At 64.4% G+C, this 5,964-nt stretch carries 7 protein-coding genes and 2 rRNA genes; 4 read left to right on the forward strand and 5 right to left on the reverse strand.

Annotated features, from left to right (window positions below; translation table 11 throughout):
• Both VN856_RS08075 and rrf read left to right on the forward strand, forming a co-directional pair.
• A 23S ribosomal RNA gene (locus VN856_RS08075) occupies positions 1-170 on the forward strand; the annotation flags it as partial.
• Positions 171-243: 73 nt separating this feature from the next.
• Positions 244-356, forward strand: a 5S ribosomal RNA gene (gene rrf / locus VN856_RS08080).
• A gap of 67 nt (positions 357-423) precedes the next feature.
• Here rrf and VN856_RS08085 read toward each other — a convergent pair.
• Positions 424-990, reverse strand: coding sequence for a dihydrofolate reductase family protein (locus VN856_RS08085; RefSeq protein WP_325687858.1), 567 nt, complete (start codon positions 988-990; stop codon positions 424-426).
• A gap of 252 nt (positions 991-1,242) precedes the next feature.
• Between VN856_RS08085 and VN856_RS08090 the strand changes: the two genes are divergently transcribed.
• Complete coding sequence (locus VN856_RS08090; RefSeq protein WP_325687847.1) at positions 1,243-1,797, forward strand: hypothetical protein; 555 nt, start codon at positions 1,243-1,245, stop codon at positions 1,795-1,797.
• Between the two features lie 21 nt (positions 1,798-1,818).
• Here the strand turns inward: VN856_RS08090 and VN856_RS08095 are convergent, their stop codons facing one another.
• The 3 genes from VN856_RS08095 to VN856_RS08105 all read right to left on the reverse strand — a co-directional run bounded on the left by VN856_RS08095 (position 1,819) and on the right by VN856_RS08105 (position 4,468).
• Positions 1,819-2,316, reverse strand: a complete 498-nt coding sequence (locus VN856_RS08095; RefSeq protein WP_325687849.1) for a methylated-DNA--[protein]-cysteine S-methyltransferase — start codon at positions 2,314-2,316, stop codon at positions 1,819-1,821.
• On the reverse strand, positions 2,313-3,809 hold the full coding sequence (locus tag VN856_RS08100; protein WP_325687851.1) for a DNA-3-methyladenine glycosylase 2 family protein: 1,497 nt from the start codon (positions 3,807-3,809) through the stop codon (positions 2,313-2,315). Before VN856_RS08100 ends, VN856_RS08095 begins: the two co-directional genes overlap by 4 nt.
• Before the next feature lie 206 nt (positions 3,810-4,015).
• Entirely contained in the window at positions 4,016-4,468 is a 453-nt protein-coding gene (locus VN856_RS08105) for a PAS domain-containing protein (RefSeq protein WP_325687852.1), read from the reverse strand.
• Between the two features lie 134 nt (positions 4,469-4,602).
• Here VN856_RS08105 and VN856_RS08110 point away from each other — a divergent pair, with 134 nt between their 5' ends.
• Positions 4,603-5,214, forward strand: coding sequence for a helix-turn-helix domain-containing protein (locus tag VN856_RS08110; RefSeq protein ID WP_325687854.1), 612 nt, complete (start codon positions 4,603-4,605; stop codon positions 5,212-5,214).
• Here the strand turns inward: VN856_RS08110 and VN856_RS08115 are convergent.
• On the reverse strand, positions 5,211-5,964 hold a 754-nt coding region (locus tag VN856_RS08115; RefSeq protein WP_325687856.1), incomplete at its 5' end, for an adenylate/guanylate cyclase domain-containing protein. The two genes, VN856_RS08110 and VN856_RS08115, sit on opposite strands and share 4 nt — an antisense overlap.

Here is a 5,964-nt window from a genome sequence, read left to right on the forward strand (position 1 = left end):
GGACAGGATAACCGCTGAAAGCATCTAAGCGGGAAACCCCCTCCAAGACCAGGCTTCTCACCCATTCAGTGGGATAAGGCCCCCCGCAGACCACGGGATCAATAGACCAGACCTACAAACGCGGCAACGCGAGCAGGGAACTGGCACTAACCGGCCGAAAACTTACACACACGCAACCACAACCCCACAACAGACAAACCAACCACACCCCACCACCAATAACACCCAAAAAATAAATAAAGTTACGGCGGCCACAGCGACAGGGAAACGCCCGGACCCATCCCGAACCCGGAAGCCAAGCCTGCCAGCGCCGATGATACTACCCACACGGGTGGAAAAGTAGGACACCGCCGAACACACACAAAGCCCCGTGCCCCCCAAAACCCTTGGGGGGCACGGGCATTTGTGCATCCAGGGGCCAAATCAATCGGGTTTCGCCCCGTAGCGCAGCAAGACCGCGCCGCCCGGGAAGGTGCGGTTCTCCAACAGTTGTAGCGAGATCCATGACGGCAGTGTCGGGAAGAACGGGGTGCCGCCGCCCACGGCGGTGGGCGTGACCACGATCCGGTACTCGTCCACCAGTCCGGCCTGCACGATCGGTGCGGCCAGCGTCGCGCCGGCCACCTCCAGCCTGCCATCGGTTTCGGCTTTCAGCTTCGTCACCACCTCGACCGGGTCGCCTCGTTCCAGGCGGGAGTTCCAGTCGACGGACTCCAGGGTGCGCGAGAACACGACCTTGGGCATGTCGCGCCAGATGTGCGCAAAGTCGACGATCAGAGGGGTGGCGCCGGGGGTCTTGTCGGCGGTCGGCCAGTACGCGGACATCAGTTCGTAGAGCCGCCGCCCATAAAGCGACAGGGCGGTCTCCCGCTCGAAGTCGTTCCAGTACTGGTGCAGCTCTTCGCTCGGATCGGACCAGTCGATGTTGCCCTGTGCGTCGGCGATATACCCGTCCACCGACACGTTGAAGCCATAGATGAGTTTGCCCATGGAGATCAGACTGCACCGGAGGGCAAAACTCATCGCGACACCACACGAGCCGCGCCTCGGCGGCCCCGCACAGCAAACGCCCGTCGCGAAACCCGGAATTGTTGCATTCCGGTCTCGTAGGTCGCGGTAGCGCAACGCTGCGGTTGCAAACAGTTATCTGTTCGTGTTGTTACTGTGACATAAGTACCTTACCGTTATCAAAGTGAAACCTGTGCTCCATGTGCATGGAGTGCTAACGGAGGGGAGCTCCACATGACCGCGAGCAAGATGGCCGGCCTTTCGGCCTGGTCAACCAATGGGAAGTCGGACACCGGGCGCACGACATGGGACACGGTGGAGATCGTGGCGACGTCGGTGGTTCGTCCTGTCATCGTTACCGCAGCAGTATTCGCAGCTGTCCTGGGCTCTATCCCTGCGGCACACGCAGATCCGGCCGGCAATGCGGTGGCTCCCGTCCTCAACGGCGTGGGCATTGGTGACAATGGCCCGGTCAGCGGGGCCATTGCCCAGATGGGTCAGTCCATCTGCCCGATGCTGGTCAAGCCTGGCGGCAGTCTGGCGAGTGGGGCAGCTCAGATGAGTGGTCACGGCGGTCTGGAAGCACCAATGGCCGGCTTCCTGGCCCAGATGGCAATCCAGTCGCAGTGTCCGGGGTGGATAAACTCGGTTGCCAACGGAAACATGCCGTTCCCGCTTCCCGGCGCCGGCGGACCTGGATTGCCGCTCGGTTTACCTGGAGGGCCAGCGCCTGGGTTGCCGTTCGGCCTGCCCGGCGCACCGGCCCCACGACCGTTCCCCGGGTTCTGACCTCGCTCGCCGGGCCGGCGGTCAGTCGAACAGCGGCAATGTCGCCGAGGTGTGTCTCGTCTCCAATGCGAGCAGCGAGCGTTTCCGATCGAGACCTCCGCCGTACCCGGTGAGGCTTCCGCTGGCACCGATGACCCGGTGGCACGGAACAATGATGGCAATCGGGTTGTGGCCGTTGGCCAAGCCGACGGCACGAGCGGCGCCCGGAGCGCCGATCTGTTCCGCGACCTCACCATACGACCGGGTCTCACCGAACGGGATCGTCAGCAGCGCCTGCCAGACTCGCCGCTGAAACTCGGTGCCTCGCAGATCGAGCTCGATGTCGAAGGTGGTGAGCTCGCCGGCAAAATACGCGTTCAGTTGGTGCACTGCGTCGTTGAACGCCTTGGGATTTGGAGACCAGCCATTGCGACTTGGTTCGTAGGTCTGGTCGACCATGCGCAGATTGGTGAGCGCTTGGTCGTGGCCGGCCAGCGTCAACAACCCGATCGGGCTAGCAATGGTGCGGTAGTGGGTCATGCGATTTCCTCTGCTGGCCAATGATTCACCGGATGCTCCAGCGTCGTCCACAGGTATTGGGTGGCGTAGGAACGCCAGGGCCGCCAGCGGCGGCTCAACGCGCTCAATTCGCGGTGGTCGCTCGGGAAGCCCAATTGCTCGGCAGCCAAACGCAATCCGAGATCGCTGGCGGGAAAGGCGTCCGGGTCACCCAAGCCGCGCATCGCGATCACCTCCGCGGTCCACGGTCCGATTCCGGGCACCGCAAGCAGTTGACTACGAGCCTCGTCCCAGTCGCTGCCGGCGTCGAGGACGACTCTGCCATCGGCAAGCGCGGCGACGAGGCCGGTGACAGTCCGACGCCGCGAATTCGGAACGGCCAGGTGGGCCGGATCGATGTCGCTGAGCTGCTCGATCGACGGAAATGTATGCGTCAGTGCGCCGTTGGCGTCGTGAACCGAATCGCCGTAGGCGACGACCAATCGGCTGGCGTGGGTCCGCGCGGCTTTGATCGATACCTGCTGACCGAGCACCGCTCGTACTGCGAGTTCAGCCTCGTCGACAGTGCGCGGTATTCGCTGCCCAGGTGCCTTGGCAACCACCGGGGCCAGAGCGGCATCGGAACTCAACACGTCGATCACGGCGTCCGGGTCGGCGTCAAGGTCGAGAAGCCGTCGGCACCTCGCGATCGCGGTTGTCAGATCGCGGAAGTCGTCGAGCACCAGCACACATCGAACATGATCGGGCGCCGGTGTCAGGCTGGCGATTCCATTGCCGAACGGTAGTCGCAGCGTCCGCCGATATGCGCCGTCACGAATCTCCTCGCAGCCGGGGACCACGCTGGCGGCAAGGTGGCCGAATACGCCTTCGTAGGCGAACGGAACTCGCACCGGCAAACGTAGCGACACCGTGCCCGGTGACCGCACATCCGTTGTGGCACCGTCTAACCGAGCGGTCGCGCGCTTGCGCAATTGGGTCGGAGTGCTGTCGCACACCAGGCGCAGGGTGTCATTGAATTGGCGGATGCTGGAAAATCCGGCGGCAAATGCGACGTCGCCGAACGGCAAATCCGTCGTCTCGATCAGGACCCGCGCGGTCTGGGTGCGCTGCGCGCGAGCCAGAGCAAGCGGGCCGGCGCCGGTTTCTGCCTGCAGTAGTCGCTGAAGTTGTCGGGTGGTGTAGCCGAGGTGGGCGGCGAGACCTCCAACACCCTCGCGGTCCACGGTGCCGTCGGCGATCAGTCGCATGGCCCGCGCGACGAGGTCGTCGCGGACGTTCCACTCCGGCGAGCCCGGCGACGCGTCCGGACGACAGCGCTTGCACGCGCGAAATCCGGCACGTTGCGCAGCTGCCGCGGTCGGAAAGAACCGCACGTTACGGGCGAACGGCGGTCGGACCGGACAGCTGGGCCGGCAATATATCCCGGTGGTCCGCACGGCGGTGATAAACCAGCCGTCGAACCGAGCGTCCTTGGATTGGACTGCTCGATAGCAGCGGTCGAAGTCTTCGTGCACGGTTCGACAATTACACCGGGCCACCGACATTTCTGGCGAGAAAGCGACATCGTGGTGCTCGACGGGGTCGCCTGCCGCGGCTCGGCGGGGTCAGTCCAGTGGCGCGGTGATGACCCGGGCGCTGCGTCGCCGACAATGGGTCGAGCACGCCCAAAGGCGACAAAGTGCCGGGTACGCATGGTGTCGTCGTTTAGGTCGTGCTCCGGCTAGCCGGGCAGGAGGTCGTCGTCGGGTGATGTAGCCCAGGCGATTTCGGTCAAATCGGTGAACGCGACGACGGCCAGCTTCTCGCCTTCGCGGATCAATACCGAGTCGCTTAGCAATGTCGGCATGGTCCACCCGTCCGCATGGATCAGTCGGATCACTGAATTGGCGTGCTCGCGCAGGACCGCGACAACACCGGAATCCGCCGGGGCGATGCATGCCACCAGGGATTGCGCGTTCATCGTGGGCAGCTCTTCGCGGGAGTATCCGACCAACGCCGCGAAAGCCTCATTGGCGAAGGCGATTTCGCCGGCGTCATCGACGGCCAGGATGGGAACGGGTAGTCGGTCGAGGGCGAGCAGGGCCGGAAAGTCGCGCAGGAATTCGATCGCAGACTCGTCGCCCGGGCGCCCACGCCGTTTGTCACTGAGTGAAGACGCCGACTCAGAGCCCATGCTCGGTTTCCTTTCTTGGTCAAGGAAAACGCGCCCCGACTGCTGACTTGCCGACGTCGGTAGACCAGGCACCAAACCTACGGTGAGAGAGTACTTACTTACTACTCAGGTTGCAATCGAGTACCGTCAGTCGCGTGCATACGGCTGATACCTCGAGTCGCGATCGGCTGCTCGATAGCGCGCTGGCGCTTTTCGCCAGCCGCGGATACGCCGCGACCTCGACCGCAGAGATCCAGAAGGCGTGCGGGATGTCGCCGGGATCCGGGGCGCTGTACCGCCATTTCCGCAGTAAGGGCGACGTTTTGCGCGCCGCGCTGCGCCGTGGTCTGGATCGGATGCGGACGTCGCCGGCGTTTCGTGATGCCACCACGCCGGCCGAACGGTTGGACGCTTTGGCGACCGTCGCCGCGGCGGCACAGCAGACGATTACCGACAACGCGGACGTCATGCGATTGATGCTCGTCGAACCCGAGGCCGCACGGGACATGGTCGATGAGTTGTGGGTCGACAACCTCGCGGTCGCGCAAAAGATCATGGGGCACGCGCTGCAGGCCAGCGCCGACGACGCCGGAACCCAGATCGGCGACCCCGTAGCGATCAGCGCGGTGCTACTGGCCGGGCTGAGTTATGCACCGATCATGGAAGTTCTGATCGGTCGCGCACCCGGCGGCATGGACCCCGGTCGTTTCCGGGACGCTTGGCTTCGTCTCAGCCGAGCCGTGTTCACCCACGGCGTTCCCGACTAGGTCAGCGTCGCCAACTGCGTCGGTTGGTCGTGGCCGCGCAGCGTGACGGTCTCGCCCAACGACCAGTGCGTCCGTTCGTCGTCACTCGCGGCGTTGATGGTGTCTGAGGATGCCAGCAGTCGGCTCGGCTCGTCCTTGGCCAACTCGGACAGCCGGGCCGCTTCGTTGACCGGTTCGCCGATGACCGTGTATTCGAAGCGCTCCTTCGCGCCGACATTGCCGGCGACGGCGGTGCCGGCCGTGACCCCGATGCCGGCTTTGCACTCGGGTACCTCGCTGTCCAGACGACGGGCGATGGCGCGCGCGGCGCCGAGGGCCTGGTCTTCCGGCCGGTCGAGATGGTTGGGCGCGCCGAAGATCGCCAGCACAGCATCGCCCTCGAATTTGTTGACCAGTCCGTGGTGACGGTCAACCTCCTCGACGATCACCGCGAAAAACCGGTTGAGTAGCTGCACGACTTCTGCGGCCGGCCGACTCGTCACCAGTCGCGTCGACCCGATGATGTCGACGAAAACCACTCCGACATAACGCTCTTCGCCCCCGAGTTCGGGCTTGTCCCGTTCGGCGGCAAGGGCGACCTCGCGTCCGACATGCCGGCCGAACAGATCACGCACGCGCTCGCGCTCGCGCAAGCCGTCGACCATTGAGTTGAATCCGCGTTGCAGCTCACCGAGTTCGGTGCCGTCGAACACCACCAAGTCGCCGCGCAGATCGCCATCTTCGGCCCGCTTGAGCGCCGCCCGAACCACC

Source organism: Mycobacterium sp. (assembly GCF_035603715.1).
Classification (GTDB): Bacteria; Actinomycetota; Actinomycetes; order Mycobacteriales; family Mycobacteriaceae; genus Mycobacterium.